The organism is Streptomyces sp. NPDC029956 (genome assembly GCF_055574655.1).
Window position 1 is genome coordinate 22,811 of record NZ_JBVHZJ010000035.1, and the last position, 26,007, is coordinate 48,817.

Genomic DNA, 26,007 nt, shown 5'->3' on the forward strand with positions numbered 1-26,007 from the left:
GGACAAAGCGCCTCGGGAGCCGGAGGGGGCCGCAGAGGGTGGCAGAGGTCCGGCACGGGTCAGGCGCAGGTCCGGCGCAGGGCGCAGGTCAGGGAGGCGTCTGCCCCCGGCAGCCGCTATCGGGGGCTCGGCCGACACGCCTTCGCGGCCGCGCACCGGCCGACGGAAGACAAGGGCCGCAGCCACCACGTCAGCCTGGACGGAAGAGCAGGCCGCGGTGTCACCCGGCGGTCCTGCTCACACGGATCAACGTCTGCTGGCCGTTGGCGACCAGCTTCCGCTCGCCGTCGCCCTGGACGCCGTAAACCTCCAACTGGCACAGGGTCAGGGTGCGTCCGGACCTCAGGACGGTGCCGATCGCTTCGAGGTGGTCGCCGGCGGCCGGCGCCAGAAGGTTGATCTTGTACTCGACGGTGAGGACGTCCGAGTCCTCGTCGAACAGGGTGAGCGCCGCGTAGCCGCCGGCACTGTCCGCGATGGCGCTGGTGGCACCGGCGTGGACGAAGCCGTGCTGCTGGGTCACCTCAGGGCGGGCCGGGAGCACGATGTGGACGCGACCGGGGCCGATGTGGGCGAGACGCGCGCCGAGGTGGGCCATGAGGCCCTGAAGCTCGAAGCTGTCCTGGATGCGCTTCCGGAGTGCGGGGCTCGCGTGTTCCTGCCGCGCCCGGGCCTGTGACTGGTCTTCCACGTGCATGCTCTCCTTCGGGACCGTGTCGGGCGGAGCTCGGGTGAGTTCGGGCGGAGCGGGACGGGGCCTCAGCCGGCCAGGCGTTCCACCAGTAGGAAGGCGCCCAGGGTGATCATCATGGCACCGCTGACGCGAGTGACGATCCGGGCAGCCGAGGGCCTGGTCCTGAGAACCGTGCGGGCGAGGACGCCCACAGTGAGGTAGACGACGGCGCACGCGGCCAGGTGCATCGTGCTGAGCAGACCGGTCTGCGCGGCGACCGGCCAGCCGTCGGCGGTGTCGATGAACTGCGGGAACAGTGAGAAATAGAGCAGCAGGGCCTTCGGGTTCAGTCCACTCGTCCCGGCCCCCTTGAGCATGACCTGCATGCGGGAGGCCTGCGGGTTCCCTCCCGCCGCCTCCGGCACGGCCGGCTGCTTCAGGACACCCCAGCCCAGCCACAGCAGGTAGCCGGCGCCCGCCACGGTCAGGGCGGTGAGCGCGGCCGGGGAACCCGCCACGATCACCGCCAGGCCCGCCACGGCCACCAACGCGTAGGCCGCATGCCCGGCGAGCAGCCCCGTGACGGCAGGGACGACCGAACGCTCCCGGAGACCGGCGGTGATCGCGTACGCCCAGTCCGCGCCGGGGGTGAACACCAGGAGCAGGTCCACGGCCAGGAAGGCCGCCAGCGTCGTCGTATCCATCGTCGTTCCCTCTCACACTTCTTGCTCTGGAGGGAAGGCTAGGCCGGATATGCCCGAAGGTGTTTGCGTCTTTACCCCATGATCGCGCGCTGTGAGGGAGAATCTTCTCCATGGACGCCCTGGACCGGAAGATTCTTACCGAGCTGCAGCTCGACGGCCGCCTGACCATCACCGAGCTGGCCGCTCGCGTGAAGCTCAGCGTCTCGCCGTGCCACCGTCGGCTGCGCGACCTCGAACGTGAGGGCGCGATCCGCGGCTACCGCGCCGTCGTCGACCCGGCCGCCGTCGGCCTGAACTTCGAGGCCCTCGTGTTCGCCACCCTGCGCTGGGAGGACGCCGACACCGTGACGGCCTTCGAAGAGGCCGTGGCCGCCGTTCCGCACGTGCTTCAGGCACAGCGTCTGTTCGGCGAGCCCGACTACCTGCTGAGGATCGCGACGGCCGACCTGGTCGCGTTCCAGGAGCTGTACGACCGCCAGCTCGCCCGACTGCCCGGGGTGCAGCGCCTGACCTCCACCCTCGTCATGAAGAACGTCATCGACGACCGCCCGCTGCCCGAGTAGGCGAGCCTCCCCGAGTGGCCGGGCCTTCCGGATCAGCGGGCCTCCCGCGGAGCCGAGCCCTCCCGAGTGGCCGGGCCCTATGAATCCGCTGCCCCCCGAGCCGCGGGCCTCCCGGGCCGGGCCGTCCGTGAGCCGGGCGGTCCGCGAGCTCCGGCACCCCGGCGGAGACGTCACCGATCGCCCTGCGCGGACGTCATCCGTCGGCGGCGTCTTCGATCTCCCAGCGCAGCAGGTCGCCCGGCTGGCACTCGAGCACCTCGCAGAGCGCGGCGAGCGTCGCGAACCGCACCGCCTTGGCGCGGCCGTTCTTGAGCACCGCCAGGTTCGCAGGCGTGATCCCCACGCGGCCGGCGAGCTCGCCCACGGACATCTTCCGCCTGGCCAGCATCACGTCGATGTCGACGACGATCGGCATCAGATGACCTCGTCCAGCTCGGCCTGCATCCGCGCGGCTTCGCCATCGCGCTCGACGGCCTGGGCGAGCAGCATCCGCAGCACGAGGACGATGAGCGCGACCCCCAGAATGGCCAGGCCGATCCCGCCCATGATGACGGTGACGCCCGGATCCTCCCGCTGGCCCGGCGCGTTGAGGACCGTGACCGCGAACCACAGGACGGCGACCGCCACGATCGCGCCGATGACGCCGTCCACGTACCGGAACGCGGCATGGGAGAAGACGGTTCCGCGTCGCACCATCGCCACCAGCCGCCACACGGAGACCAGAGCGACCTGCGCCGACAGCATCCCCAGGACGACGATGACCCGCATCGGGGTGAGCGGGAGCGAGCCGTCCTCCGGGTCACTCCCGCTGACCAACATCCACATCATCAACACCTGTACGCCCACGGTGCCGGCGAGCACCACGGCAAGCACGGCACGCAACGCACGCACTGTCAGCTTCCCCATGACCCCTCCTTACATCGATTCACGATGGGAACCTATCGAGATTCGATAGGCAAGGCAAGGCTTGAGCGGAGGGCGGACGGCGGCATCGCGCAGGGCGGGGCGCCGCCGGGTCGAGCCGACCACCCGCACACTCCGTGGCCCGCGCGACGTCCGGCCGTCACTCGATGCCGGTGTCGCCGAGGGCCTCCAGTACCTGCCGCAGGCCCGCACCGGTGTTCGCGACCAGGTCGCGGTCCACATCGGCGAGCAGTCGCGCGTAGTTCGCCAGGTGGTCGGCGAAGGCGGCGCGGGTGACCTCGTGGCCGTGCTCGGTGAGACGGATCCTGATGGTGCGGCGGTCCTCGCCGTCGCGGACCCGCTCGACCAGGCCCTTCGCCTCCATCCTGTCGATCCTGTTCGTGATCGCGCCCGAGGTGACCATGGACGCCTTCAGGAAGGCCCCTGCGGTCAGGGCGTAGGGCGGACCCGAGCGCTGCAGCGTGGTCAACACGTCGAACTCCCCGTGCTCCACCCCGTGCGCGGCGGCCGAGGCCTTGGCGGACTTGTCGATCACCCGGGCAAGCCGCTGGATCCGCCCGAAGAGCTCCACCGGCCACAGGTCGTCCGCCACGTCGGGGCGCTCCTTGACCCACTGCCCGATGATCGCGTCCACGGCATCGCTCATCGCCGCACTCCCCTCCAAGGAGACCTCTCAACATTAAGACACTTGACGTTGAGAGAATCTCGCTGCTTTTATCTCAACGTTGAGATTATCAAGGTTGAATGACGGGAGCATCTCATGCCCGAACACGCCCTGCGCCCCTCCGAGGCCCCGCGACCGGCCTACGACGACGGCCCCCACACCTCTCCTCCGGAGTCCGCCGCGTCCCCGCTCGACCGCGCCCGTCCGCTCCGGCCCACCCACCAGGCACCCCGTCGTATCCCCGCCCTGTGGCTCGCGCTGCTCGCCACGCCCCTCGCCGCGAGCGCCAACAGCCCCGTCCTCATCCTCCCCGACATGGCCGCATCGTTCGGCGTCCCCACCGCCACGGCGACCTGGCTCGTCACCGTCTTCGGCGGGGCCGTCGCCGTCGGCACGCCCCTGATGGCGGGACTCCTGCGCCGCCGCGGACTGGGCGTCACACTCCGGCTCGCGGCCGTGCTCATCACGGCCGGCACCGCCGTCGTCGCCGCGGCACCCTGGCTCCCCCTCGCCATGGCCGGCCGCGCCGCACAGGCGATAGGCGGCGCCGGCCTCGTAACCGTCGCCATGAGCCTGGCGGGCTCGGTCCGCCGCATGGGCGTGATCACCGCGGGCTTCGGGATTCTCGGCGCCGTCGGCCCGCTGCTCGGTGCCACCATCGCCGGTGCCGTCTCCTGGCGCCTCTCCCTCGTCGTCGGAGCCGTCGCGCTTCTCGCCGTGCCGGCCGTCGCACGCCGCGCCGACCTCTCCGCTCCCCGCGACACCACCCCCTTCGACGGCCGGGGCGCCGCCCTCCTCGTCCTCCTCGCCACGTCCCTGGTCCTCATCCCCCGCTTCCCGCTCCCCGCGATCGCCGGCTCCCTCGCAGCCGCCGCGCTGCTGGCCCTGCACGTCCGCACCCACCCCACCGGCTTCGTTCCCGTATCACTCCTGCGCACCAGGACCTTCGTCCTGTCCACCCTGCTCGCCTGCACCTTCTCGACCTCGTACTTCACCCTCCTCTTCACCGTCCCTCAGCTGCTCGGCGACCGGACCGACTGGTCCACCTCCACCATCGGCACCGGCCAGCTGGTCGCCCTCCTGACCGGCTCCATGCTCTCCATGGCCCTGGCCGCCGCCGCGGGCCGGTGGGGCCGACCGCGCATCCTGACCATCCTTCTCACCACCGGAGCGCTGGCGCCGCTCCTTGCACTCCTGACCCCCTGGCCGTCGCTGCTCCTGCCGGCCGCGACGCTCGCCGTCCTCACCACGAGCGCCGGCCAGGCCACCCTGGCGGTCTACGCCACCCAGGCCGCCCCCGCCGCGCAACGCCCCACCGCCATCGGCCTGTTCAACCTCGGCTACCAGCTCGGCGGCGCCTTCGGCCCCGCGATCGCCGCCCTCATCACCCTCAGCGTCTGAACCTCACCGCCCGACGCCCCGCCGCAGATACACATGCGGGCGTACGAGCCCACCGACAGCAGCGGCACGGACAGCAGCGACTAGGATCTACAGCGACATCGCGTGCCGGTCACCAACCGGGTGCGGCATGGAGGTGTCGGGAGATGCCCTCGGAGGCATTCCTTGTCAGTCGAGTTGAACCACACGATCGTCCACGCCCGGGACAACCGGGAATCCGCGGAGTTCTTCGCGAACCTTCTGGGTCTCGAGATCACCGCCGAGTGGGGGCCGTTCGTCGCGGTCGATCTGAGCAACCACGTCACTCTGGACTTCGCCACGATCCCAGCGGACAGGATCACCCCCCAGCACTACGCCTTCCTCGTCTCGGAAGAGGAGTTCGCCGCGGCGTACACACGGATCAGGCAGCACGGCATCGAGCACTACGCCGACCCCCACCGGAAACAGCCCGGCGCGATCAACCGCCATGACGGCGGGCACGGCGTGTACTTCATCGACCCGGCGGGCCACCTGATGGAACTGATCACCGTGCCGTACGGCGGCAGCCCCTCCTGAGACGCGTATCGAAAGTGCTGGTGATCGTGGGCGGATCTCACCGGTCCGCCGTCACCCGGCCGTCATCTCACCGGGGAGACGACACCCTCCAGTGTCCGGGGCATCGGATAGACGCGCTCCGCAGGAATCAACCGCTGCGCCTTGGTGGCGTGCCCGGTCCGTATCAGTGTCGAGGCTTTGCGGATCTGAGGGGTGAGGTCGGTCAGACCGACGATCCAGTCGTCGGTGAACGTACGGATCAGGTGACGACCGATGCCGACCTGGATGCTGTAGTGGTTCAGAGCCGCCCCGCGCGGCGAACGCTCCGGGTCCCACTGGACATGTACGGCCGCCTGGGCCGTCGACACCGGGTCGGCGGTCGTCAGCACGGCCTGGGACAGGGCCTCCTCCCAGCCCTCCCGGGTGATCCGCACCGCGAGAACGCGTTCCTGGCCAGGCTTGCGGGCCCAGTTGCTGCGGTGCATCAGCCACATGAACGACGGCTTGATCCACGTCATTCGGCGGAACGAGAACGGCGCGACGAAACGGCCGGCGCGCAGTGCGGCGTCGGCGATGGCAGGCGAGTAGGCCTGATAGACCACGATCGTGCGAGCGTCGTAGTCGGCACGAATCTGGTACGGGGGCGTCATGCTCCGCACCCTGCCATCCGGCCCACCGGCGCGGCGAGGAGTTTTCGCCTCACCCACCCGGGGTCATACGGTGACCGCGGCGGGAGCGTCGTCCCAGGCCAGCGAGGACATCCTCCATCCCCCCGGAGTCAGCAGGTACTGGGTGGTCTTGTGGCCGGAACCCTCGAACCACTCACCGTCGCGGTAGCCGGACTTGCGGTACTCACTGAACCGGTGGGCGATCGATCCGAAGATCTCGGTGCGCGCGGCGACCTCCCGTTCGGAGAACTCCGTCAGGGTTCCGTCGGTGAGCATCCGTTGCCGGGGTTCGATGAACGCGTCGAGATCGTAGATCACGGGTTCGCCTCCGACGTTCGCGATGATCCGTCCCTGCGGGATGAACACCTCGCGGATGACGTCGAGGTCGGGCCGCCTGCCGCCGGTGTTCGTGAAGGCACCGACGAACACACCCATGAGCCGGTCGAGTTCGGCCTGGACGCCTGACGCGGACCCTTCCCCGGCGGTCGGCCACTCCTCGGAGAGGACGGCCCAGACCTCGATGTCGTGCCGCACACCTCGGTACGGAGAATGCCGCCGCAGCACACCGTCGCGCGTCATGCCGAGGCGGCGCGCGGCCCCGATGCTGCGGGCGTTGTGCGCCGCGACCCACCACTCGACGCGGCTCATCCCCCGCTCGGTGAAGGCCCAGTCGATCAGAACCCGGCAGGCCCGGTTCACCAGGCCCCGTCCCTCTCCCGCCTTCTCGAGCCAGCAGCCGATCTCACACACGCCGGAGGCGCTGTCGAAGCGGGTGAACATGACGCCACCGACCAGGGTGCCGTCCAGCCAGATGCCGAAGATCCCGCCGTTGTCCGTGGCCAGCCGGTCCGCGTAGCGCTGGAGGGTTGCGGTGGCGGAGGGCAGGTCGGTGCTGAACGTCGCCCAGGGGATCCACGGGTCGACGGCGTCCCGCGCCCGGTCGATGTGGGCGAGGAACTCCGGTGCCTGCCAGGGCCCCAGGGGGCACAGCCGGGCATGGTCGCCGATGGGAAGAGTGAACACGTGGGCATCGCTCCCTCGGTACGTGACTGACGTTCGGTACGCTCCGGACAGGGCCTAGCCTTCCGCCGGTCCTTCGCTCTTGGCCCAGCGGGAACGGACGTGACCCAGGTGCCGGGTGATGCAGGCCTCCGCGCCCTCGGCGTCCCCGGCGAGCATCAGGTCGAGGAGTTCCAGATGCTCCTCGGCCGACGGAACGAGGTCACCGCTCTCGTCGAGCGCGGTGAGCCCGTACAGGCGCGACCGCTTGCGCAGATCGCCGACGGTCTCGACCAGGCGCTCGTTGCCCGCGAGGCCGAGCAGGGTGAGGTGGAAGAGGCGGTCGGCCTCCAGGTAGCCGATGAGGTCGTGCTCGCGGGCGGCGCGCACGATCTCCACGGCCGCCGGCCGCAGCGCCTCCAGGTCCTCGCGCGTGGCGGACCGGGTGACACGGCCGACCGTCGGGATCTCGATGAGCGCGCGGATCTCGGTGTACTGGTCGAGGTCGCGTTCGTCGACCTCGGTGACCCGGAACCCCTTGTTGCGGACGGGCTCGACCAGCCCTTCACGGGCCAGGTCGAGCATCGCCTCACGTACGGGAGTGGCGGAGATCCCGAAGTCCTCGGCCAGGGTGGGGGCCGAGTACACCACGCCCGGCCGCAGCTCGCCGGAGATCAGAGCGGCGCGCAGGGCGTGGGCGACCTGGTCGCGGAGCCGCTCCCGGGAGGCGTTCAGGTCTCGGTGGGTCAGGTGCCCCATGGAGGTGGTGATCCCTTCGGCTCGTTCTGCGTCACCACCGTACGATGTCACGTCGCGGCGCCCGCGGGTGCCAGGGTGTACGTCCGGGAGGACGTGTAGAACTCGAGGGCCGCCCTGCCCTGCTCGCGCGGGCCGTGACCGGACTGCTTGGCACCGCCGAACGGCAGGTGGAAGTCGACGCCGGTGGTCGGGGCGTTGATCCGGATCATGCCGGTGTCGACGAGGTCGAGTCCGTACAGGGCCGCGTCGAGGTCGGCCGTGTGGACCGAGGTGACGAGGCCGTACGGCACCGAGTTGGTGATCCCTACCGCGTGGGCGAGGTCGTCGGCGGGGAGCAGCGCGGCGACGGGCCCGAAGACCTCCTCGTCGAGCAGTCGGTGCCCCGGCGGGACCTTCTCGACCAGCGTCGGGGCCGCGTACCAGCCGGGTGTCGTCGGTACGGTGGCGCCGGCGAGGACGGAGAGCCCCTGCCAGGCCTCGACCACGCGCTCGCGCGCGCTCTCGTGGACGAGCGGTCCGCACACCGTCCCCGGGTCGGCGGGGTCGCCGACCCGGACGGCCCGGAAGGCCTCGGAGAGGGCTTCGCGCAGGGGGTCGAGGGCGGCTCCGACGGCGACGATCCGGCTGGTGGCGGTGCACTTCTGGCCGGCGAACCCGGCCACGGCGGCGGCGATGTGGGCCGCCGCCTGCCCGATGTCCGCGTCGGGCAGGACGATCGCCGCGTTCAGGCCGCCCATCTCGGCCTGCGCGGGGATGCCCCGCGCCGTCGCCGCGCGGACGACGGCGCGGCCCACGGGGGTGGAGCCGGTGAAGGAGACGACGTCGGCCGCGGAGACGAGGGCGTTGCCCTCGGTGGGGCCGCCCGGCAGGACGGCGAACACGTGCTCCGGCAGGGCCTGTCGGACGATCCCGGCGAGGCGCAGGGCGCACGCGGTGGCTTCGGGAGCCGGTTTGAGGACGACCGTGTTGCCGACCGCGAGTGCAGGAGCGGCCTTCCAGCTCGGGATGGCGAAGGGGAAGTTCCAGGGCGTGACGAGCCCGGCCACGCCGTGGGGTCGGCGCCGGTTCAGGAGCAGCCCGGGGCCCGCCGCGGTCTCGTGGACGGAGCCGGTGGGCGCGAAGGGCGCCTGGGCGTAGTAGCGCCAGATGGCGACGGTGCGCGCGATCTCGGCCCTGGCCTCGGTGAGGGGCTTGCCCACCTCGCGTACGGCGAGGGCGGCGAGCTCGTCGGCCGCGGCCTCCAGGGCCGCGGCGACGGTGCCGAGCCCGGCCGAACGGGCGGCAGCGCCGGCGCGCAGCCAGCCGGGCTGGGCGGCCCGGGCCCGCTCGACGGCGTCGGCGGCCGCGAAGGCGCCGGGTGCCGGGAGGCTGACGAGCACGTCGGCCGGGTCGGACGGGTTGTGGGAGACGAGGGTGGACACGTCGGGGATCACAGGAGGAAGCCTCCGGGGAAGGGGTCGTCCGGGTCGAGGAAGTACTGGGCGGTGCCGGTGATCCAGGCGCGGCCGGTGACGGTGGGGACGACGGCGGGCAGCCCGCCGACCTCCGTCCCGGCGGTCAGCCGGCCGGTGAACCGGGTGCCGATGAAGGACTCGTTGACGAAGTCGCGGTCGAGCGGGAGTTCGCCCCGTGCGTGGAGCTGGGCCATCCGCGCGCTGGTGCCGGTGCCGCACGGGGATCGGTCGAACCAGCCGGGGTGGATGGCCATCGCGTGCCGTGAGTGCGTGGCGTCGGAGCCCGGTGCCGTCAGGTAGACGTGCTTGAGTCCGGAGATCTCGGGGCGGGTGGGGTGTGCGGGGCGGTCCGGGGAGGCGTTGATGGCGTCCATGATCGCGAGTCCGGCGGTGAGGAGGTCGTCCTTGCGGTCGCGGTCGAAGGGCAGCCCGAGGTCGTCGAGGTCGACGAAGGCGTAGAAGTTGCCGCCGAAGGCGAGGTCGTAGGTGACCTTGCCGAGGCCGGGGACGTCCACCGCCCGGTCCAGGCCCACGCAGAAGGCGGGCACGTTGGTGAAGGTGGCGGACCTGGCCGCGCCGTCCTCCACCAGGACGTCGACGGAGACGAGACCCGCCGGGGTGTCGAGGCGGACCGTGGTGACCGGTTCGACGACCGGCACCATGCCGGTCTCGACGAGGACGGTGGCGACGCCGATGGTGCCGTGGCCGCACATCGGCAGGAGGCCGGAGACCTCGATGTAGAGGACGCCGTAGTCGGCGTCGGGGCGGGTGGGGGGCTGGAGGACGGCGCCGCTCATGGCCGCGTGCCCGCGCGGCTCGAACATGAGGAGCGTCCTGAGGTGGTCGAGATGCTCGATGAAGTGGAGCCTGCGCTCGGCCATGGTGGCGCCGGGGATCACGCCGACGCCTCCGGTGATGACCCGGGTGGGCATTCCCTCGGTGTGGGAGTCGACTGCGTGGAAGACATGACGCGTACGCACGGAGTTCCTTTCGGTCCGGTCGGTGGGTCCCGTCGGTGGGGCCGGAGGGCGGTGACCGTCGGTGGGTCCCGTCAGCAGGTCCGGTCAGCCGGGGCCGGGCAACGGTGACCGTCGGTGGGTCCCGTCGGTGGTCCGGTCAGCGGTGGCCGTCGGCGACGGCTTTCTCGGTGGCGGTCCGTACGGCGGTCTCGGTCGCGCCGGTGAGCGGGAGACGCGGGGGGCGGGTGGGGCCGCCGCGGCGGCCGGCGATGTCCATGGACAGCTTGATGCACTGGACGAACTCGACCTTGGAGTCCCAGCGCAGCAGGGAGTGCAGCGAGGAGTAGAGCGGCCGGGCGGTCGCCAGGTCGCCCGCGACGGCGGCCCGGTACAGCTCGACGCTGCTGGCGGGCAGGGCGTTGGGGTAGCCGGCGATCCAGCCGACCGCGCCGGCCAGGGCCAGCTCCAGGAGGACGTCGTCGGCGCCGATCAGCAGGTCGAGTTCCGGGACGAGTTCGGCGATCTCGTAGGCCCGGCGGACGTCGCCGCTGAACTCCTTCACGGCCACGATGCTGCCGGCGGCGTGCAGCTTCGCCAGCAGGCTCGGGACGAGGTCGACCTTGGTGTCGATGGGGTTGTTGTACGCGACGACCGGGATGCCGACCCCGGCGACGTCCGCGTAGTGGGCGACGACGGAACGCTCGTCGGCCCGGTAGGCGTTGGGCGGCAGCAGCAGGACGGAGCCGCAGCCGGCCTCGGCGGCCTGTTCGGCCCAGCGGCGGGACTCGGCACTGCCGTACGCGGCGACGCCCGGCATGACCCTGGCTCCGTCGCCCGCGGCCTCGACGGCGGTACGGACGACCCGGGCGCGCTCGTCGGCGGTCAGGGTCTGGTACTCGCCGAGGGAGCCGTTCGGGACGACGCCGTCGCAGCCGTTGGCGATCAGCCAGGCCACGTGTTCGGCGTAGGCGTCGTAGTCGACGGAGAGGTCTTTCTTGAAGGGCAGGGTGGTGGCGACCATGATGCCGCGCCAGGGACGGTCGGTGGTCCAGGTGGTGGTGGTGGTGTTCATCTCGACGGCCTTTCGGTGAGGTGTGAGGTCTCAGGAGGGGACTGGGTCTTCCGGACCGTCGGACGCGGGAGCCGGGTCCGGCGGTCCGTCGAGCGCGGCCAGCGTCGACAGCGGGACGGGGACGGCGAACGGGCGGCGTTCGGCCGGCGGTTCAGGGATGGCTCCGGTGGCTCCGGCGCCCCCGGCGGCTGCGAGGCACGCCACGGCCGTCCCGCACATGCGGCCCTGACACCACCCCATGCCGGCCCGGGTGAGGAGTTTGGCGGTCCGGGCGTCGCGCGCGCCGCACTCGGCGACCGCCTCGCGGATCCTGCCCGCCGGGACCTCCTCGCAGCGGCACACGTCCGTGTCGTCGCTCAGCCATCCCGTCCAGCCGGGGCCGGGGGCGTGCGCGGCGGACATGACGTCGGCGAAGGCGCGCATGCGGTCCCGGCGCCGCCTGAGTCCCGCGGCCGCACCTACTCGGGCGGGGCGGCCGAGGAGCCGCTCGGCGATCGCCCTGCCCGCCAGTTCCCCTTCGGTCAGGGCGAGTTCGGCCCCGCCGACGCCTCCGGTCTCGCCCGCGGCCCACAGACCGGGCACCGAGCTCTCCTGGAGGTCGTCCAGGGCCAGGCCGAGGGTGCCGTCGGGCAGTGCGCGGGTGGTGCAGCCGACCGCCACGGCCAGCTCGATCTGGGGCACGAGGCCGTGACCGACGGCGAGGGCGTCGCAGGCGATCCGGCGGCCCGTCCCCCGTACGGGCCGCCACTCGCGGTCCAGGCGGCTCACCGTGACGGCTTCCACCCGGTCGGTGCCGTGCACCTCTGTCACCGCGCTGCGGAGCCGGACGGGCACCCGGTGACGGGCCAGCGCCGCGGTGTGGACGAGGGCCTCGACCGCCTTGCGCGGGTTGGTGACGAGCGCCCGGGGGGAGCGCCCGTACCGCAGGTACCCCGCGGCCTCGACCACCGCCGGCACCCTCGCCCCGGCCGAGGCGAGGGACGAGGCCACGGCGAGGAGCAGCGGGCCGCTGCCGGCCACGACGATGCGGCGGCCGGGCAGCACGAGCCCGGACTTGAGCATCGCCTGCGCTCCCCCGGCGCCCACGACTCCGGGCAGGGTCCAGCCGGGAAAAGGGAGTTGGCGCTCGTAGGAGCCGGTGGCGAGGAGCAGGGCGCGGGCCCGGATCCGGACGGGCGCGTCCGCGCTGCCGTCCGCGCCGGTGAGGGCGTGCGCCGTCCATGTCCCGTCGGTGTCCTTCGCGACGGACCACACATGATGTGCGGTCAGGTGGTCGACGCCGCTCGCGTCCAGGCGTCGGCGCAGGTCGGTGAAGGCGGACCAGCCGTGGTGGAGGGCCTCGGGCCGCAGCGCGCCCAGGCCGGGTGACGGGTGCCGGTAGAACTGCCCGCCGGGCTGGGCCGACGAGTCCAGCAGGGCTACGGTGAGGCCGAGTTCGGCGGCGGTGACGGCTCCGGCGAGCCCTGCGGAGCCTGCTCCGATGACGACGAGGTCGTACAGCGCGTCTGCGGATCGACGCGCGTCGGGCACGGAGTCGGCGGCGGTCCGGGGCGGGTTCGCCGGTTCGGGCGCCGGAGGCGTCCCGGCCGTGCCTTCGGGGGCGGGCGCCGGACAAGGCCCGGCCGCGTCTTCGGGGGCGGGCACCGAACGGGACCCGGCGGACACCGAACCGGCCCCGGTCGTCCCGGCCGCGTCTTCGGGTTCAGACGCCGAGGCGGTCATGGCCGTGCCCTTCCTGGGTGGTGATCACGTCGCCGGGGCGGGCCGGGACCAGACAGGCGCGCCGGTTGGGCACTGCGTTGACGGTGGCGAGGCAGTCGTAGCACTGGCCCATGCCGCAGAACGCGCCGCGCGGGCGGCCTCCGTCCCGGGTGGTGCGCCAGGCCAGGATGCCCGCGCCCCACAGGGCGGCGGCGAGGGTCTGGCCCGGCACGGCGGGGACGGGCCGGCTGTCGAAGGTGATCTCGAACGGCGGATCGGGCTGTGCCCTGACCAGGTCGATGGGGGTGCGGGCCACGGGCCCTCCTCTCGTGACGGTGGGTGCGCGCCTCAGGGGGCGGTGGCGTCGAAGCGCTCGGGGCGGAACGGGTGGAGGTCGAGGGGAGGTTCGGCGCCGGTCATACAGGCCGCGACGATCTGTCCCGTCACCGGTGCGAGGCCGATTCCCGCGCCCTCGTGGCCGCAGGCGTGCAGCAGTCCGGGGACACGCGGGTCGGGCCCGATGGCGGGCAGGTGGTCGGGCAGGTAGGGGCGGAAGCCGGGGTAGGTGCGGATCGCCCGTACGGTGCCGAGGACGGGGAACAGTGCGGTGGCCCCGGTGGCGAGGCGGCGCAGCACCTCGGTGGAGAGGGTCCGGTCGAAGCCGACGCGCTCGCGGCTGGCGCCGATGAGGACGGGCCCGGCCGGGGTGCCCTCGACGACGGCCGAGGTCTGGAGCGCGGCGGAGCCGCTGGCCACGTCGGCCACGTAGTCGGCGGCGTACACCTTGTGGCGGACGACGCGCGGCAGGGGTTCGGTGACGAGGACGAAGCCGCGGCGGGGCAGGACGGGGAGGTGGACGCCCGCGAGGTCGGCGAGGGCGCCGCCCCAGGTGCCCGCGGCGTTCACGACGTACGGGGCGTGGAGTTCGCGGGTGGCGGTCCGCACGCCGCGGACCGCTCCGCCCGCGCCGGTGAGGAGGCCGGTGACCTCCTCGCCCAGCGCGAGGCGGACCCGGTCGCCGACGGCTCGGAGGAGCTGCGCGGCGGCGTGGGCGGGCATCACCTGGGCGTCCTGGGGGTAGTGGAAGCCGCCGGTGAGGCCCGGTGCGAGGTGGGGTTCCAGGTCGTGGAGCCGGTCACCGGGCACCTCGTGCGCGACGACACCCGCTTTCTCCTGGCGGGCCGCGAACTCGCGCAGGGCGTGCAGTCCCGTCTCGCCGGAGGCGACGACGAGGCCGCCCTTGGCCTCGTACTCGACGGCGGGCGGGAGCCTGTCGGCGAGTTCGGTCCACAGCGCGGTGGAGAGGAGGGCGAGTCGGAGTTCCGGTCCGGGTTCCTTGTCGGAGACCAGGAGGTTGCCCTCACCCGCTCCGGTCGTGCCGCCGGCGACGTAACCTCGGTCGACGACGGTGACGGAGAGGCCGGCGAGGGCCGCGTAGTGGGCGCAGGCTGCGCCGACTACGCCGGCGCCGATGACGATGACGTCCGAGGTCTGTCTCGTGGGCACGGCAGTAATATTTCACATTGCACTCCCTCTGCCAAGACCCCCAGTCGGACATCCTCAAGCACTCGCTCCACCCCACCCGATCCCACACTCGCCCCCAGCGACCCCTTCCGGACACGGATGGGTAACGGCCCTCCCGATACCTTGTCAGTACAATTTCACATTACTATGTTACCGGTCACATTCCAGCCGCCTCAGGCTGTCCGACTGCTCCCCCGGAGTGACCCGCATGAACAAGCGCACGCGCACCCTGGCCACGGCCCTGGTGACGACCCTGACCCTCGCCGCGACCGGCTGCTCCGGCGGCGGCACGTCCGCGAGCGACAGGAACGGCAGGAACCCCGCGACCTCCAACACCGGGGCGGTCCTCGGCGGCACCCCTCAGAAGGGCGGCACCCTCACCGTCCTGTCCAACCAGGACTTCACCCATCTCGACCCGGCCCGCAACTGGGTGATGGGCGACATGGACTTCGGCACCCGCCTGCTCTACCGGACCCTCGTCACGTACAAGGCCGAACCCGGCGCCCAGGGCGGCGAACTGGTCCCCGACCTCGCGGAGAGCCTGGGCGTCTCCTCCGACCGCGCCAGAACCTGGACCTTCAAGCTCAAGCCGGGACTGAAGTACGAGGACGGCACCCCGATCACCTCCCAGGACATCAAGCACAACGTGGAGCGGTCCTTCTCCCCCGACCTGCCCGGCGGCCCCGACTACGCCGCCCGCTACCTCGCCGGCGCCGAGGGCTACCAGGGCCCGGCGGGCGGCAAGCACCTCGCCTCGGTGAAGACCCCCGACGACCGCACGATCGTCTTCGAACTCCGCACGCCCTTCGCCGAGTTCCCCTACGCGGCCACGCTGCCCACCTTCGCACCCGTGCCCCCGTCGCAGGACAAGGGGCCCCAGTACGACAACAGGCCCTTCTCCTCGGGCCCGTACAAGATCGACTCCTACGCCCGCGACAAGCAGCTGGTCCTCGTCCGCAACCCCCACTGGGACCCGAAGACCGACCCGGTGCGCAAGGCGTACCCGGACAGGGTCGTCGTCACCATGGGCCTCAAGGCCAACCAGATCGACGACCGGCTCATCGCCGCCACCGGCCCGGACGCCTCCGCCGTCCCCTGGGACAAGCTCCGCCCGGAGTCCACCCCCAAGGTGCTCACCAAGCCGGACGTCAAGGCCCGTCTCCTCGCCGAGTCCACCAGCTGTACCGAGATGGTGCAGATGCACACCGGGCGCGCGCCCTTCGACGACCTCAGGGTCCGGCAGGCCGTGCAGTACGCCCTGGACCGCGAGGCCGTCCTCACCGCCTCCGGCGGCCCCGCCCTCAACGACCCGGCCACCGCGCTCATGCCCGGCTTCCTGTTCGGGGGCAAGCAGCCCGACACCCTCGGCATCCCGCTCACCGGCGACGTACCGAAGGCGAAGAAGCTCCTCGAGGAGGCGGGCAGGGCGGACGGCTTCACCACCCGCATCACCGTCTCCAACGGCGACAAGGCCGTCGGCGAGGCGATCCAGCAGTCCCTCGGCCGGGCCGGGATCAAGGTCACCATCGAGACCGTCGACCCCTCCGCCTTCTACGACACGATCGGCGACACGGAGAACCGCACCGACCTCGTCTACACCGGCTGGTGCCCCGACTACCCCTCCGGCTCCACGTTCCTGCCGTTCGTCTTCGACGGCCGGTTCATCAAGGAGAAGGGCAACTCGGGCAACCACTCGCTCTTCCGCGACGACGCCACGATGAAGCGCATGGACGAGATCGCGGCGATGGCCGACGCCACCCGGGCCGCCGAGGCCTGGCAGGAACTGGACGGGAAGATCCTCGCCAAGGCGCCCACCGCGCCCGTCGTCGTCGAGCGCAAGCCCCTCCTCATCGGCACCAACATCGCCGGCGCCTTCGGCCACACCTCCTTCGGCGGCCAACTCGACTACGCCACCGTCGGCCTCAAGGACCCCTCGAAGAGCGGGAACTGAGGCCGAACGTGACCACCACCCCGCCGCTCCCCGCGACCACCGGCGCCTCCCCGCCGTCCGTACCCACCGCCCGGAGCCCCTGGCAACTCGTCCGCACCGAACTCCGCCGCCGCCCCACCGCCCGCCTCTCCCTCGGCGTGGTCGCCTTCTTCGCGCTCCTCGCCGCGGCCGCCCCGCTGATCGGCGCGCTCGGCGGCTGGGGCCCCGACGAGTTCGACAAGAGCGCCGTCGACCCGTACCTCGGCGGCCTGCCCATCGGGCCGCTCGGCGGCGTCTCGGCCGAGCACTGGCTCGGCGTCGAACCCGTCACCGGCCGCGACCTGTTCGCCCGGGTCGTGCACGGCGCCCAGGTCTCGCTCCTCATCGCCTTCTCCGCGACGGCGGTCGTGGTCGTGGCGGGGACGGCGGCCGGTATCGCCGCCGGCTACTTCGGCGGCCGCACCGACACCGCGCTCTCCCGGCTCATGGACCTCACGATGTCGTTCCCCTCCCTCATCTTCATGATCGCGATGATGTCGGTGGCCCGGGACGTCAACCGGATCGTCCTCATGACCGCCGTGATCGGCCTCTTCGGCTGGCCGGGCATCGCCCGGATCGTCCGCGGTCAGACCCTGTCCCTCAAGCACCGCGAGTACGTCGACGCCGCCCGCGTCGGCGGCTCCGGCCCCCTGCGCATCCTCGTCCGCGACATCCTCCCGGGCGTCGCCGGGCCCGTCATCGCCTACACGACGCTGATCGTCCCCGGGATGATCGCCACCGAGGCCGCCCTCAGTTACCTCGGTGTCGGCGTCCGCCCGCCGACGCCCTCCTGGGGCCAGATGATCGCCGAGAGCGTCGCCTACTACGAGACGGACCCCATGTACTTCGCCGTCCCGAGCCTCTGTCTCTTCCTCACCGTGCTCGCCTTCACCCTGCTCGGCGACGCGCTGCGCGACGTCCTCGACCCGCGAGGAGGCGGCGCGTGATCCTGTACCTCGGCCGGCGTCTCCTCGGCGTGCTCGGCGTGCTGATCGCCATCGCCGCCGTCACCTTCGCCGTCTTCTACGTCCTGCCCTCCGACCCCGCCGCCGCTGCCTGCGGCAAGGCGTGCAGTACCGAACGCCTGGAGGCCATCCGCGCCCACATGGGCCTGGACGCCCCGCTGTGGCGTCAGTTCGCCGACTTCGTCACCGGCATCTTCACCGGCCGCACGCTGGGCACCGGCCAGTACTCCCTGCACTGCGACTTCCCGTGCCTCGGCTACTCCTACGAGAACAGCCAGGGCGTGTGGGACCTCCTCGTCGACCGGCTGCCGGTCTCCGCGTCGCTGGCCGTCGGCGCCGCCGCGATCTGGCTGCTCCTCGGCCTCTCGGCGGGCGTCACCGCCGCGCTCCGCAAGGACACGCTCACCGACCGCGCCCTGATGGTCGGCGCGGTCGCAGCCGCCTCGCTCCCCGTGTACTTCACCTCGGTGATGCTCATCTACGGTCTGATCCGCGTCACGGGCCTGCTCCCCTACCCGCAGTACGTGCCCCTCGGCACCGACCCCCTCTCCTGGGCCTCCAACCTGCTGCTTCCGTGGCTGGCACTCGCCCTTCTCTACGCCGCGATGTACGCGCGCCAGAGCCGGAACTCGATGATCGAGTCCATGGCGGAGCCGTACATCCGCACCGCGCGCGCCAAGGGTCTGCCGCGCCGCACCGTGGTCGTCAAGCACGGTCTGCGCGCCGGGATGACGCCGATCCTGACGATCTTCGGAATGGACCTCGGCGGGCTCCTCGCGGGCGCCGTCATCACCGAGTCCATCTTCGGGCTGCCCGGCATCGGACGGCTCTTCTACGGCGCGCTGTCGACCGGGGACCAGCCGGTCATCCTCGGGGTGACCCTGCTCGCCGCCACCTTCATCGTCGTCGCCAACCTGGCCGTCGACCTCCTGTACGCCGTCGTCGACCCGCGAGTGAGGTACTGATGGGCGACTCAGCCTCCCTCCTGTCGGTACGGGACCTCACCGTCACGTTCCCCACGAAGCACGGCCCCGTCAGGGCCGTCGACTCCCTCGCCTTCGACGTGCTGCCCGGCCGGACGCTCGGCATCGTGGGCGAGTCCGGCTCCGGCAAGTCGGTGACCTCGCTCGCCGTCATGGGCCTGCACACGGGCGCCGAGGTCTCCGGCTCGGTCACGCTCGCCGGACAGGAGCTGATCGGCCTGTCCGACCGCGAACTCAACGGGCTCCGCGGCCGACGGATGGCCATGGTCTTCCAGGACCCGCTGTCCAGCCTCCACCCCTACTACACCGTCGGCGAGCAGGTCGCCGAGCATCACCGGGTCCACTTCGGCTCGCGCCGGGCAGCCGCCCGCGCGCGGGCCGTCGAGGCACTCGCCGAGGTCGGCATCCCCGAACCGCGGCGCCGGGCCGGCGAGTACCCGCACCAGTTCTCCGGCGGCATGCGCCAGCGGGTGATGATCGCGATGGCCCTCGTCTGCGAACCCGACCTGCTCATCGCCGACGAGCCCACCACTGCGCTCGACGTCACCGTCCAGGCCCAGATCCTGGAGCTGATCGCCCGCCTCCAGCAGGAGCGGGGCCTCTCCGTCGTCATGATCACGCACGACCTCGGGGTGGTCGCCCGGGTCGCCCACGACGTGCTCGTCATGTACGGCGGCCGGGCCGCCGAACAGGCCCCGGTGGACGCCCTGTTCGCCTCGCCCGCCCATCCGTACACCCGTGGCCTGCTCGACTCGCTGCCCCGCCTCGACGACCCCGACGACGCCCCGCTGCGGGCGATCCCCGGCAGCCCGCCGTCGCTGCTCGAACCGGCTCCGGGCTGTGCGTTCGCCCCCCGCTGTCCCCGCGCCGCCGCCGGCTCCGAGGAGGAGCGGGCCCGCTGCGCGTCCGAGCGCCCCTTCCCCGTCGGCCCGGACGGACACCCGGCCGCCTGCCACTTCCCCGCGTACGAAGGCGTCGCCCCATGACCACGAACGCACCACCCCTCCTCCGCGTACGGGACCTCACGATCACGTTCCCCGGCCGTCGCAGGGGCTCGGCCCCGATCCGGGCCGTCGACGGCATCGGCTTCGACGTGGCGGCGGGCGAGACCCTGGGCCTCGTCGGCGAGTCCGGCTGCGGCAAGTCGACCACGGGCCGCGCGATCGTGCGGCTCCTGGAACCCACCTCCGGCACCGTCTCGTACGGGGGACGGGACATCAGCCATCTGTCGCAGCGGACGCTCAAGCCGCTGCGCCGCGACCTCCAGATGGTGTTCCAGGATCCGCACTCCTCCCTCAACCCCCGGCAGACCGTGGCCCGGATCATCGCGGACCCGCTGCTCGTCCAGGGCGTCACGGCGGCCGACGCGCGCAAGCGCGCCGTGGAGCTGATGGAACTGGTCGGCCTCATCCCGGAACACATCGACCGCCATCCCCACGAGTTCTCCGGCGGACAGGCCCAGCGCATCGGCATCGCCCGCGCCCTGGCCACCGGCCCCCGGCTCGTGGTGGCCGACGAGCCGGTCTCCGCCCTCGACGTCTCCGTCCAGGCGCAGATCGTCAATCTGATGGAGAGGCTCCAGCGCGAACTCGGACTCGCCTACCTCTTCATCGCCCACGACCTCTCCGTCGTGAAGCGGGTCTGCGACCGGGTGGCCGTGATGTACCTGGGCCGGATCGTGGAGATCGGCGCCAAGGAACGGGTGTACGCAGCCCCGGCCCATCCCTATACACGGGCGCTGCTCTCCGCCGTGCCGCTGCCGGATCCGGCGGCCGAGCGGAGCCGGGAGCGGATCACCCTGCTCGGCGACCCGCCGAGTCCGGCCGCTCCCCCGCCGGGCTGCACCTTCCATCCGCGCTGCCCGAAGGCGCGGGAGATCTGCCGGGGCGAGGCACCGCCGCTGCGGACGCTCGTGCCGGGCCAGGCGCGTGAGGTCGCCTGCCACTTCCCCGAGGGCGTCTGAGCACGCGAACGCCCCGGTCCCGCGCGCGGGACCGGGGCACCGGTGTGTTCAGGACGAACGGGCCGCCTCGTACAGGGCGGTGGCGACGGCGAGGTCCTCCCAGGCCATGCCCACGCTCTTGAAGAAGCGCGGCCGACCGGCGGACGGTTCCCTGCGACCGGTCACCAGATCGGCGAGGTCGCCCGCGATGTGCTCGGCGTCGATCGCCCCCTCCGCGAGGGGGACGAGCAGGTCACCGGCCTCCCTCAGCGCGGCGGAACGCGCCTCGACGTACACCTGGGACCGGACCACGAGCGCGGTGTCGGTCTCGCGGGCGGTCGGCTCGTGCGAGCCGACGGCGACGACGGTGGCGTCGGGTGCCACCAGGGTCCCGTCGAAGAGCGGTTCCCGGGCCGTGGTGCAGCAGACGACGAGGTCGGCCCCGGCCACCTCGTCGGGCGTGCCGGTGCGGGCGAGCACGCCGAGGGTCCGCGCGTACCCGGCGAGGGCGCGCCCGCCGACCGGTTCGCGTGCGACGACGACGGCCTCGGCGACCTCCCGGACGGCGACGAGGGCCTCCAGATGGCCGTACGCCTGGGGGCCCGCTCCGAAGAGGACAAGGCGCAGGGGCCGGTCGGCGGGTGCGAGGGAGCGGACGGCGAGGGCGGAGACCGCCGGTGTACGCAACTCGGTGAGCGCGGCTCCGTCGAGGAGGGCGAGCGGCCGGAGGCCCGCGCCGTCGAGGAGGAGGTAGGAGCCGGTGATGCGGGGCAGACCGCGCCCGGGGTTGCCGGGGGCGACTCCGGCGACCTTGACGCCGGCGAAGGAGCCGAAGGCCGCGGGCATCAGGAGGAGTTCGCCGGCGGGCACGGGCACGGCCGTGCGGGGAGGTCCGGCGTCGGGGTCGAGTCCGGCCCTCAGGACGTCGGCGAGGACGTCGGTCACCGCCGCCGGCCCCATGAGGCGGGCCATCGTGGCGGCGTCGAGGAAGAGGGGCGGGCTCACAGGAGGAACCCCGCTCCCAGTGCGTCGTCGGGGTCGAGGACGAAGGCGTGGGTGCCGGTGCGGTGGGTGGTTCCGCTGACCTCGGTGACCCCCGCGGCCAGGAGGCGTCCGGTGAAGACGGTGCCGACGACGGACTCGTGCCGCAGGGTGTCCCCGACGGCGAGACGGCCGTCCTCACCGAGCAGGGCGAGGCGTGCGGAGGTGCCCGAGCCGCAGGGAGAGCGGTCGACCTGCCCGTCGGCGAAGACGGTGACATTGCGCTGGTGGAGTCCTTCGGGGGCGTCGGGGAGCTCCTCGTACAGGATGACGCCGTACACGTCGTGCGCGGGGAGCGCGGCGCGGATCTCCCGTCCGGCACGGACGAGTTCGGGCAGGGCGGGCACGGAGACAACGAGGCCCAGGTCGCGGGCGGCGACGGAGACGTAGAGGGCGCCGGAGTGGGCGAGGTCGGCGCCGACGGTGCCGAGCGTCGTGGTCACCTTGACGTCGCGAGCGACGATGCGGGTGGGGACGTTGCGGAAGGTGACGCCGGCGGTGCGGCCGGCCGCGCGGTGCACTGCGGCGGTGACACGGCCGGAGGGCACGTCGATCCGTACGGAGACGTCGCCGTCGTCGGGGGCCGGGACCCGCCCCGTGTCGACGGCCCAGGCGCCGAGGGCCATCGTGCCGTGGCCGCAGGCGGTGGAGTAGCCGTCCTTGTGCCAGAACAGCACGCCGAAGTGGGCGCCGTCGTCGTCGGGCGGCACGATGAAGCCGCCGTACATGCCCGCGTGCCCGCGCGGCTCCCGGGACAGGAGGCGGCGCAGGTCGTCGAGGGGGCCGGGGCGCGGGTCCGTGCCCGATCCCCCGGTCGTGAGGGCGGTGGCCCGGCGCTCGGCGACGGTGTCGCCGGGGACCGGGGGCAGGTCCTCGTCGACGATCCGGAAGGGTTCGCCGGCGGTGTGGTAGTCGGTGGTGCGGACCGTGTGCGGGGTGGTGCTCACGAAGTACGGCCTCCGGGAGGGGATTTCGGGATGTGCGCCGGGCGCCCGGGTGCGGACGCCGGCGGCGCGCCGGGCCGGGTCCCTCCCCGTGGAGGGACCCGGTCCGGACAGGGTGGGTCAGCTGCGGAGGGGGCCCTCACAGCTGAAGCTCGACGTGCCGGCGACCCTGGTGGACCAGATGTCGATCGGCCCGAAGGAGCAGTTCATGTCGGCCAGGTTGTTGGAGGCGGCGCCCGCGCGGTCGAGGATGAAGTAGTCGACCGTCTCGGACATGTCCTTGAAGTTCTGGTCCGCGCTGCCCGCGTCGGACAGGTTGGCGGTGATCCGGCCGGTGCAGACGAACCGGCGCTTGCCCGGCTCGCCGTTCTCGACGCAGTCGGGGGTGTTGTAGGTGGCGGTGGCGAAGGTGGACTTCACCGTGGCCAGGGCCGCGTCGCGCAGCTGGGCGTTGGGGGTGAACGTGGTGTGGGGGACGTACAGCGTGTCGACCTGGGCGATCTGGGTGTCGAGGAAGCGGTCGTAGTCGCGCTGGAGGTTCGTGTCGGAGCCGAGGCGGACGCGCCAGGCGTCGTACGCGGCGACGTCGTTGTTCCGCAGATGGGTGTACATCTCGCGGATCAGGGAGGGCTTCTCGTTCCAGAGGAACTCGAAGAACGTTCCCGCGTAGTTGTAGAAGCGGAAGCCGTCGCCGTCGTAGGTGGCGTTCAGGATCTGCCGGAGGTTCATCCGGGGGCCGCCGCCCGCGGTGTCGTTGATGACGCCGCGGACCAGGGACTTGCGGACCTTGATGCCGTCGCTGCGGGTGGCGCCGTCGAAGAACTCGGCGGTGCCCTCGTCCATGAAGGTGGTGCGGTCGCCCTGGTACCAGGGGCCCTCGCCGAAGAAGCCGGGCACCGCGTAGCGGCCGTTGAGGTAGTGGGTGTACTCGTGGCGGAAGAGCTCTTCGAGCGTCAGCGACGAGTCCTGCGGGACGCGGCGCTGGTAGGTGTAGAAGGTGGCGCCGCGCTCGATGTAGATGCCGCCGTTGTCGGTGTCCATCCCGGTCAGGATGGGGTGGTAGTTCTCGTAGTCGGCCCGCGAGCCGTACAGGACGATGGTGAGGGTGGTGTTGGGGTCGCCTGCGAGCGGCTGCTCGGTGCCGACCACGCGGTGGAACTGCGCCTTGACCTGCTTGCTCGCGTAATAGAGCTGGTCGACGGTGGCCCGGTCGAGCCCGGTGCGGACCTTGATCGCGCCGTTGTCGTAGGTGTACGTGTACGGGAAGATCTGCGCTTCGATGTCCGCCTTGCAGACGCCGTACGGCTTGCACGCGTCGAAGTAGTTGAGCCAGGAGACGATCTTGGCCCACTGCTGGCTGCCGCGGCCGAAGGTGGTCACGACCTGGCCGAGCAGCCCGCCCAGTTCGGCGGTGACCTCCGTCTTCAGACTCGGGATCTCACCGAAGCGGCCGTACTCGCTCAGCGCGTCGCGGGCGACCCAGTCGTTGGCGGTGCCCTTCAGGTGGCCGTAGCCGGCGAAGGCCTTGAAGAGGGCGCGGTACGCCGGGTCGGCGGCGGCCGCCGCCTGGAAGGCGGCGTCCTGGTTGCCCGGGTAGACGCCCAGGTAGTTGACGGAGAGCGCGGCGAGCGCGGCCCCGGCCCAGGACGGGTCGTGGTGGGTGGCGGGGTGCGAGGGGTCCATGGTGGCGAGGACCCGCTTGATCAGACCGAGCTGGTGCTGCCGGAGTCCGGGAGCGCTGGCCGCGTAGAGGGCCTCGCGCAGGGTGACGGCGTTGTTCTTGGTGACGTCGAAGGTGCGGGCCGCGTTGCCGAAGTCGGCGACGGCCTGGCGGACGGCGTTCACGGTGGGCGCGTCGGTGGTGTCGATCTCGTCGCGGGAGTAGTCGTGGTACGCGACGGCGTGCAGGTAGGTGAACATCTCCTCCAGGTGGGAGGAGTTGCGGCCGTCGTGGGAGGCGGCGAGGCCGGATATTCGACGGGCGACGGCCTGGACGTGGGCGTCGGACATGACGGGCGCGAGCCGGGCGTCCCAGGTCCAGACGAGTCCGCGCAGACAGTCGTCGGCGAGGACCGCGGGGTCGGCGAGGAAGTCGGCGAACTGCTCCGGGCCGAGCCCGGTGATCCCGTCGAGCGTGCAGGGAACGCCTGCGGCGGTCGTCCTGGCCTCGACCGCGAGGGTCCGCGCGGCAGTTGAGGTGACCGGGGCCCGGCCGGGGACGCGCCCGGTGGCGAGGCCGCCGGGCGCGGGCGCGGGCCCGAAGGTCTTGCGGGGAGCGGTGGCGAGGCGCTCCACCTCGTCGAACGGGTTGGTTCCGTGCTCGGCCCGCGGGGCCGGAGCGCCGGTCGCCGCTGCGGGGACAGCGGTGGCGCGGGCGTCCGTGTCGGCCGCGGAGACGCCGGTCTGGCCCGAGGAGGCCAGGAGGGTCACGGCGATGGCGGAGGTGAGCAGGGACGAACGCACACGTCTGTGGATGGACAACAGAACTCCATGAGTGGTGGGGGAACGTCAATGGGGTGTGACGAGAACTGTTGTGGTGCGCACGGTGTTTGACGAAGGTTCATCGAACCGTGTGCGGTGTAACATAGTAATGTGAAATTGCACTGACAACCCCTCTGCGGCTACGAGTTACCCGAGGTTCGTCCCGAGCCGCCCGTCGCAGCGGTCACCGAAGCCCCAGCCGCTCCCGGCGCCGGGCACCCGAACCGTCAGCGACGCGCGCCGCGGCCCCGGCGCGACGCAAGCAGAGCCGCCCGCCTCGGTCGTGACCTCGGCACAACGGAAGCAGGGCCGCCCGCCACGGCGAACGGCCCTTTCTCAGAGGGGGCGTGGCCGAAACCGACCCTGCCGGGGGCGGTTCGGCGAACTGCCCCTGGACTGCGCCGGGGCCAGGACCTGCCGATGCGGCGCCAGAAACCGGAGCGCCTCTCCTCGGGGGCGCTTCCGGGCGGGCGGACTTCCGGCGACCAGTCGCCCGCTCCTTCGACGACCGCCACGAGCAGCGGGCCTTCCGGCATCGCTCGCGCGTCCTTCGGGCTCGGGTCGAACCTGCCCGCCGGCGTGGCCCGGAACGGGGCGGGGGCACCGGGGCGACGCGGCTGGTACGCCTTGACGCTCAAGGCCCCGGATGCCTTCGTCGGACGAAGACGACTGACCAGCTCGGCTGGGTGCGGCAACTGATCCCCCGTGTCGTGGACCAGGACGGGCGCCCTCTGGCGCCACCCGTGGACGCCTCACCACAGGTGCAGGAAGCTCCGGACGTCGTCATAGCCGTCGAGAGCCCGACCGTCGACGTCCGACGGGTCCGCCTCGGCCCGCGCCGCCAGCGACTCCGCCAGCGCGAGCGCGTCATCGCTCAGATGGCCGAAGCGTCGAGCGGCATGTCCCAGGCACAGGCCGGCCGGCCGGCCCGGGCAGAGGACTGCCCGACACGGCCCGCGTCCCGACCTCCCTGCACCAGTGCTCGACGAAGTCCGCATCGCAGTCGTTCAGAGCGGTCCCGACCAGGACGCTCGCCGCCTCATCCTCCGCCGAGCGGTCCCCCAAGGCTCGTTCCAACGCCTCCAC

Annotated in this window: 25 protein-coding genes; 8 read left to right on the forward strand and 17 right to left on the reverse strand. The window is 72.2% G+C overall.

From position 1 onward, the window contains the following. Positions 1 to 220 precede the first annotated feature (220 nt). Positions 221 to 691: a PaaI family thioesterase gene (locus tag ACZ4XX_RS25530; protein ID WP_468510191.1), complete on the reverse strand. Its 471-nt coding sequence runs from the start codon at positions 689 to 691 to the stop codon at positions 221 to 223. 68 nt (positions 692 to 759) lie between these two features. Further along, on the reverse strand, positions 760 to 1,377 hold the full coding sequence (locus tag ACZ4XX_RS25535) for a LysE family translocator (RefSeq protein WP_468510192.1): 618 nt from the start codon (positions 1,375 to 1,377) through the stop codon (positions 760 to 762). 110 nt (positions 1,378 to 1,487) lie between these two features. Here ACZ4XX_RS25535 and ACZ4XX_RS25540 point away from each other — a divergent pair, with 110 nt between their 5' ends. Next, complete coding sequence (locus ACZ4XX_RS25540) at positions 1,488 to 1,940, forward strand: Lrp/AsnC family transcriptional regulator (protein ID WP_468510193.1); 453 nt, start codon at positions 1,488 to 1,490, stop codon at positions 1,938 to 1,940. Positions 1,941 to 2,133: 193 nt separating this feature from the next. On the opposite strand, the gene ACZ4XX_RS25545 is transcribed toward ACZ4XX_RS25540, so the two are convergent. The 3 genes from ACZ4XX_RS25545 to ACZ4XX_RS25555 form a co-directional block, all read right to left on the reverse strand. Beyond that, positions 2,134 to 2,355, reverse strand: coding sequence for a helix-turn-helix domain-containing protein (locus ACZ4XX_RS25545; protein WP_468510194.1), 222 nt, complete (start codon positions 2,353 to 2,355; stop codon positions 2,134 to 2,136). Continuing rightward, positions 2,355 to 2,846 carry a DUF2975 domain-containing protein gene (locus ACZ4XX_RS25550; protein WP_468510195.1) on the reverse strand — a complete coding sequence of 164 codons (492 nt, stop codon included), beginning with the start codon at positions 2,844 to 2,846 and terminating at the stop codon, positions 2,355 to 2,357. Before ACZ4XX_RS25550 ends, ACZ4XX_RS25545 begins: the two co-directional genes overlap by 1 nt. 157 nt (positions 2,847 to 3,003) lie before the next feature. Beyond that, positions 3,004 to 3,510 carry a MarR family winged helix-turn-helix transcriptional regulator gene (locus tag ACZ4XX_RS25555; RefSeq protein WP_468510196.1) on the reverse strand — a complete coding sequence of 169 codons (507 nt, stop codon included), beginning with the start codon at positions 3,508 to 3,510 and terminating at the stop codon, positions 3,004 to 3,006. A 114-nt stretch (positions 3,511 to 3,624) separates the two neighbouring features. On the opposite strand from ACZ4XX_RS25555, the gene ACZ4XX_RS25560 reads away from it, so the two are divergent. Both ACZ4XX_RS25560 and ACZ4XX_RS25565 read left to right on the forward strand, forming a co-directional pair. Beyond that, positions 3,625 to 4,929: an MFS transporter gene (locus ACZ4XX_RS25560; RefSeq protein ID WP_468510197.1), complete on the forward strand. Its 1,305-nt coding sequence runs from the start codon at positions 3,625 to 3,627 to the stop codon at positions 4,927 to 4,929. 162 nt (positions 4,930 to 5,091) lie between these two features. Then, positions 5,092 to 5,481, forward strand: coding sequence for a VOC family protein (locus tag ACZ4XX_RS25565; RefSeq protein ID WP_468510198.1), 390 nt, complete (start codon positions 5,092 to 5,094; stop codon positions 5,479 to 5,481). 62 nt (positions 5,482 to 5,543) lie between these two features. On the opposite strand, the gene ACZ4XX_RS25570 is transcribed toward ACZ4XX_RS25565, so the two are convergent. The 9 genes from ACZ4XX_RS25570 to ACZ4XX_RS25610 form a co-directional block, all read right to left on the reverse strand. Next, positions 5,544 to 6,110 carry a DUF4291 domain-containing protein gene (locus tag ACZ4XX_RS25570; protein WP_468510199.1) on the reverse strand — a complete coding sequence of 189 codons (567 nt, stop codon included), beginning with the start codon at positions 6,108 to 6,110 and terminating at the stop codon, positions 5,544 to 5,546. A 63-nt stretch (positions 6,111 to 6,173) separates the two neighbouring features. After that, positions 6,174 to 7,151 carry a GNAT family N-acetyltransferase gene (locus ACZ4XX_RS25575; protein ID WP_468510200.1) on the reverse strand — a complete coding sequence of 326 codons (978 nt, stop codon included), beginning with the start codon at positions 7,149 to 7,151 and terminating at the stop codon, positions 6,174 to 6,176. Between the two features lie 54 nt (positions 7,152 to 7,205). Further along, positions 7,206 to 7,886, reverse strand: a complete 681-nt coding sequence (locus tag ACZ4XX_RS25580; RefSeq protein WP_468510201.1) for a GntR family transcriptional regulator — start codon at positions 7,884 to 7,886, stop codon at positions 7,206 to 7,208. 47 nt (positions 7,887 to 7,933) lie between these two features. Next, complete coding sequence (locus ACZ4XX_RS25585) at positions 7,934 to 9,319, reverse strand: aldehyde dehydrogenase family protein (RefSeq protein ID WP_468510202.1); 1,386 nt, start codon at positions 9,317 to 9,319, stop codon at positions 7,934 to 7,936. Further along, on the reverse strand, positions 9,316 to 10,320 hold the full coding sequence (locus ACZ4XX_RS25590) for a proline racemase family protein (RefSeq protein WP_468510203.1): 1,005 nt from the start codon (positions 10,318 to 10,320) through the stop codon (positions 9,316 to 9,318). Before ACZ4XX_RS25590 ends, ACZ4XX_RS25585 begins: the two co-directional genes overlap by 4 nt. Before the next feature lie 136 nt (positions 10,321 to 10,456). Further along, positions 10,457 to 11,371, reverse strand: coding sequence for a dihydrodipicolinate synthase family protein (locus tag ACZ4XX_RS25595; protein WP_468510204.1), 915 nt, complete (start codon positions 11,369 to 11,371; stop codon positions 10,457 to 10,459). A gap of 30 nt (positions 11,372 to 11,401) precedes the next feature. Further along, positions 11,402 to 13,093 (reverse strand): FAD/NAD(P)-dependent oxidoreductase, encoded by a 1,692-nt coding sequence (locus ACZ4XX_RS25600; protein ID WP_468510205.1) that lies wholly within the window; start codon positions 13,091 to 13,093, stop codon positions 11,402 to 11,404. Continuing rightward, complete coding sequence (locus ACZ4XX_RS25605) at positions 13,074 to 13,388, reverse strand: (2Fe-2S)-binding protein (protein ID WP_468510206.1); 315 nt, start codon at positions 13,386 to 13,388, stop codon at positions 13,074 to 13,076. The genes ACZ4XX_RS25600 and ACZ4XX_RS25605 overlap by 20 nt, the downstream gene beginning before the upstream one ends. Positions 13,389 to 13,420: 32 nt before the next feature. Beyond that, a complete protein-coding gene (locus ACZ4XX_RS25610; RefSeq protein ID WP_468510207.1) occupies positions 13,421 to 14,578 on the reverse strand; it encodes an NAD(P)/FAD-dependent oxidoreductase in 1,158 nt (385 codons plus the stop codon). A gap of 226 nt (positions 14,579 to 14,804) precedes the next feature. Here ACZ4XX_RS25610 and ACZ4XX_RS25615 point away from each other — a divergent pair, with 226 nt between their 5' ends. Genes ACZ4XX_RS25615 through ACZ4XX_RS25635 form a run of 5 tightly spaced genes read left to right on the forward strand, consistent with a single transcriptional unit; the run spans position 14,805 to position 20,476 of the window. Continuing rightward, positions 14,805 to 16,547, forward strand: coding sequence for an ABC transporter substrate-binding protein (locus tag ACZ4XX_RS25615; protein WP_468510208.1), 1,743 nt, complete (start codon positions 14,805 to 14,807; stop codon positions 16,545 to 16,547). A gap of 8 nt (positions 16,548 to 16,555) precedes the next feature. Beyond that, entirely contained in the window at positions 16,556 to 17,512 is a 957-nt protein-coding gene (locus ACZ4XX_RS25620; protein ID WP_468510209.1) for an ABC transporter permease, read from the forward strand. Then, entirely contained in the window at positions 17,509 to 18,495 is a 987-nt protein-coding gene (locus ACZ4XX_RS25625) for an ABC transporter permease (protein ID WP_468510210.1), read from the forward strand. Before ACZ4XX_RS25620 ends, ACZ4XX_RS25625 begins: the two co-directional genes overlap by 4 nt. Beyond that, entirely contained in the window at positions 18,495 to 19,499 is a 1,005-nt protein-coding gene (locus ACZ4XX_RS25630; protein ID WP_468510211.1) for an ABC transporter ATP-binding protein, read from the forward strand. Before ACZ4XX_RS25625 ends, ACZ4XX_RS25630 begins: the two co-directional genes overlap by 1 nt. Continuing rightward, positions 19,496 to 20,476, forward strand: coding sequence for an ABC transporter ATP-binding protein (locus tag ACZ4XX_RS25635; protein ID WP_468510212.1), 981 nt, complete (start codon positions 19,496 to 19,498; stop codon positions 20,474 to 20,476). The genes ACZ4XX_RS25630 and ACZ4XX_RS25635 overlap by 4 nt, the downstream gene beginning before the upstream one ends. Before the next feature lie 48 nt (positions 20,477 to 20,524). Here ACZ4XX_RS25635 and ACZ4XX_RS25640 read toward each other — a convergent pair whose 3' ends face one another. From ACZ4XX_RS25640 to ACZ4XX_RS25650, 3 genes are all read right to left on the reverse strand, one after another. After that, a complete protein-coding gene (locus ACZ4XX_RS25640; protein WP_468510213.1) occupies positions 20,525 to 21,460 on the reverse strand; it encodes an ornithine cyclodeaminase family protein in 936 nt (311 codons plus the stop codon). Next, positions 21,457 to 22,443 carry a proline racemase family protein gene (locus ACZ4XX_RS25645; protein WP_468510214.1) on the reverse strand — a complete coding sequence of 329 codons (987 nt, stop codon included), beginning with the start codon at positions 22,441 to 22,443 and terminating at the stop codon, positions 21,457 to 21,459. Before ACZ4XX_RS25645 ends, ACZ4XX_RS25640 begins: the two co-directional genes overlap by 4 nt. Before the next feature lie 117 nt (positions 22,444 to 22,560). Next, a complete protein-coding gene (locus ACZ4XX_RS25650) occupies positions 22,561 to 24,921 on the reverse strand; it encodes a collagenase (RefSeq protein ID WP_468510215.1) in 2,361 nt (786 codons plus the stop codon). Positions 24,922 to 26,007: the final 1,086 nt, after the last annotated feature.

Excerpts from the sequence above, each read along its gene's own strand:
- ACZ4XX_RS25535 (WP_468510192.1), bottom strand. The coding sequence starts at position 1,377 with ATGGATACGACGACGCTGGCGGCCTTCCTGGCCGTGGACCTGCTCCTG.
- ACZ4XX_RS25615 (WP_468510208.1), top strand. The coding sequence starts at position 14,805 with ATGAACAAGCGCACGCGCACCCTGGCCACGGCCCTGGTGACGACCCTG.
- ACZ4XX_RS25560 (WP_468510197.1), top strand. The coding sequence starts at position 3,625 with ATGCCCGAACACGCCCTGCGCCCCTCCGAGGCCCCGCGACCGGCCTAC.
- ACZ4XX_RS25635 (WP_468510212.1), top strand. The coding sequence starts at position 19,496 with ATGACCACGAACGCACCACCCCTCCTCCGCGTACGGGACCTCACGATC.
- ACZ4XX_RS25595 (WP_468510204.1), bottom strand. The coding sequence starts at position 11,371 with ATGAACACCACCACCACCACCTGGACCACCGACCGTCCCTGGCGCGGC.
- ACZ4XX_RS25580 (WP_468510201.1), bottom strand. The coding sequence starts at position 7,886 with ATGGGGCACCTGACCCACCGAGACCTGAACGCCTCCCGGGAGCGGCTC.
- ACZ4XX_RS25540 (WP_468510193.1), top strand. The coding sequence starts at position 1,488 with ATGGACGCCCTGGACCGGAAGATTCTTACCGAGCTGCAGCTCGACGGC.
- ACZ4XX_RS25600 (WP_468510205.1), bottom strand. The coding sequence starts at position 13,093 with ATGACCGCCTCGGCGTCTGAACCCGAAGACGCGGCCGGGACGACCGGG.
- ACZ4XX_RS25545 (WP_468510194.1), bottom strand. The coding sequence starts at position 2,355 with ATGCCGATCGTCGTCGACATCGACGTGATGCTGGCCAGGCGGAAGATG.
- ACZ4XX_RS25550 (WP_468510195.1), bottom strand. The coding sequence starts at position 2,846 with ATGGGGAAGCTGACAGTGCGTGCGTTGCGTGCCGTGCTTGCCGTGGTG.
- ACZ4XX_RS25555 (WP_468510196.1), bottom strand. The coding sequence starts at position 3,510 with ATGAGCGATGCCGTGGACGCGATCATCGGGCAGTGGGTCAAGGAGCGC.
- ACZ4XX_RS25630 (WP_468510211.1), top strand. The coding sequence starts at position 18,495 with ATGGGCGACTCAGCCTCCCTCCTGTCGGTACGGGACCTCACCGTCACG.
- ACZ4XX_RS25570 (WP_468510199.1), bottom strand. The coding sequence starts at position 6,110 with ATGACGCCCCCGTACCAGATTCGTGCCGACTACGACGCTCGCACGATC.